This is a genomic window from Acidithiobacillus sp. TH-A36 (assembly GCF_057473445.1).
On sequence record NZ_JBYCKP010000030.1, the window covers coordinates 1 to 2,088 of the forward strand.

Annotated in this window: 3 protein-coding genes; 1 reads left to right on the forward strand and 2 read right to left on the reverse strand. The window is 48.8% G+C overall.

Annotated elements, in window-relative coordinates; all coding sequences use genetic code 11:
• Nucleotides 1-761, forward strand: a 761-nt coding sequence (locus AC2VLY_RS00740; protein WP_486921597.1) for a TonB-dependent receptor domain-containing protein, incomplete at its 5' end; no start/stop codon positions are given.
• Between the two features lie 121 nt (nucleotides 762-882).
• Here the strand turns inward: AC2VLY_RS00740 and AC2VLY_RS00745 are convergent.
• A complete protein-coding gene (locus AC2VLY_RS00745) occupies nucleotides 883-1,128 on the reverse strand; it encodes a hypothetical protein (RefSeq protein WP_193651208.1) in 246 nt (81 codons plus the stop codon).
• A 482-nt stretch (nucleotides 1,129-1,610) separates the two neighbouring features.
• Nucleotides 1,611-1,883 carry an oxidative damage protection protein gene (locus tag AC2VLY_RS00750; RefSeq protein ID WP_010640613.1) on the reverse strand — a complete coding sequence of 91 codons (273 nt, stop codon included), beginning with the start codon at nucleotides 1,881-1,883 and terminating at the stop codon, nucleotides 1,611-1,613.
• Nucleotides 1,884-2,088 lie beyond the last annotated feature (205 nt).

Here is a 2,088-nt window from a genome sequence, read left to right on the forward strand (position 1 = left end):
ACGAACTCTACCCCTGGTCCAGCAATGCCATGGCCATGAATATGATCGGCTGGTTCAACGATGGTAATGGTTATATTGGTAATCTCAACCTGAAACCCGAAACAGCCAACACGGTCAGTCTGGCTGCCAATTTCCATGGCTCAGACCCACAAATCTGGCACGTGCAAGTTCAGCCTTACTTTACCTACATTCATAATTATATTGGTGCGGTCCGCTGTCCGACCGGCCTTGGAGGAGCCTGTACAGCGGCGAATCTGCACGCGGAGAGCGGTTTTGTCTATTTGCAATTCGCCAATCAAAACGCCGAAATATGGGGTATCAATATGGATAGCTCTGCCCGTCTGGCAAAAACCCGGCGTTATGGAACATTTACGCTGTTGGCAAATGCCGCCTATGTGCGCGGGGATAACTTGAGCAGCCATACGCCCCTCTACCACATGATGCCCTTAAACTTGCGACTTGCCCTGCATCAAAACTGGGGAGCATGGCGCAACACCATCGAAGAACAGCTGGTTGCCGCAAAAAACCAGGTAGACACCCTGCGTAATGAACCGCAAACAGCTGGCAATGGCTTATTGAATCTGCGCACCGCATATCGGCAGGGCCACTGGCAGGCCAGCCTGGAACTCGCGAATCTCCTGAACCAGTTTTATGAACAACCACTGGGAGGGCTTTATCTGGGCCAGCGCCCCATGACTTATGGCACAGCACTGCCTGGTCCAGGACGTTCCGTGAACATGAGCCTGCAATATCAATTTTGATATTTCATCCAAACGGCAGTTGCCATTTTTTGATTTACCGAACGTAAAAAACCCGGAGAAGATTCCCCGGGTTTATCAACACGACTGGGATCCGCGCCATCAGGTCGCGGATTGAGGCTACTTACGCAGCCGGTTCAGCCTTCTTTTCTTCCACTTTCTTGGCCATTTCAGGCTTCTTCATTTCAGCCTTCTTCACCATTTTCTTGTGCTCAATTTTCTTGTGCTCGGCCTTCTTCACCATTTTGTGCTCAGGCGCTTTGTGCTCAACCATCTTTTCAGGAGCCTTGGCAGGCACTTCGGTGGTCGCAAAAGCAGCAGTAGCAGTCAAGAAAGACAATGCAGCAGTCAGGGCAACAATTTTCTTCATAAATAAGCTCTCCTCAAAAGGTGGTTCCAGATTTCCGCTTGTAGCGGCGCTGTTTCAGCAGCGATAATCTCTTAGCATAACGCGTGCCAACTTTTTAATTTAATGATTATAATAAGAAAATAAAATATAAAAACATTCATGGCGCTGAAACAGGCAGAATCAACCTTAACGTCCCATCTCCAGTCAATAAAAATCCGGGCACGAAAACTCCCAGTGCAAAATTATTTATGCTTAACTATCAGTCAGATAAAAATAAGTTTCTGGTTTATTCCATAGCCTGGCAGCGATCGCCGCCACCCAGGAACGCATGGTAATACGTCACTTGTTAGCGACAGGTGGAAAGGATTTTGTAATAAATGGATGATCTGACGCCATGCGCGCCTGTCGTCATTCAACGACGACGCCGGAGAAACAGCTTATGGAGATGATGGGAAATATGGGAGGCCGTCGAAACGACTTCCTCCGGGTTCTTTTTGAACTGCTCAGGCAGAAGGCGGAACAAAGCCTTCAGGTTGCTGCGCGCCGTCACCAAAAAAGTAGGCTTCCATCTGTTTTTCCAGAAAAGTTCTGGACTTGGGATCTATCGGCGAAAGACGATATTCATTAATCAACATCGTCTGATGCTTCAGCCAACCCTGCCAGGCTTCCTTGGAAACTTCCTGATAAATACGCGCGCCCAGTGGGCCAGGATAAGGGGGACGATCCAGACCTTCAGCTTCGTGACCCAGTTTTACGCATTGCACCATTCGAGACATAAGAAACTTCCTCACTAGAACATCAGGATATTAAGGAGACGCCGCCCATCTTACCTGAACCTGTCTCTCGGGCAAGTTACGAAGTCTGACTGAGAATCTTGCGAACAGGGGTTGGCAATCCTTCTGCCAGGGCATTTTCCCGAGTAAACCAACGTCCTGTCAAAATCTGATCTGCGACACCCGGCACAATTTGATCGTCTTGCAC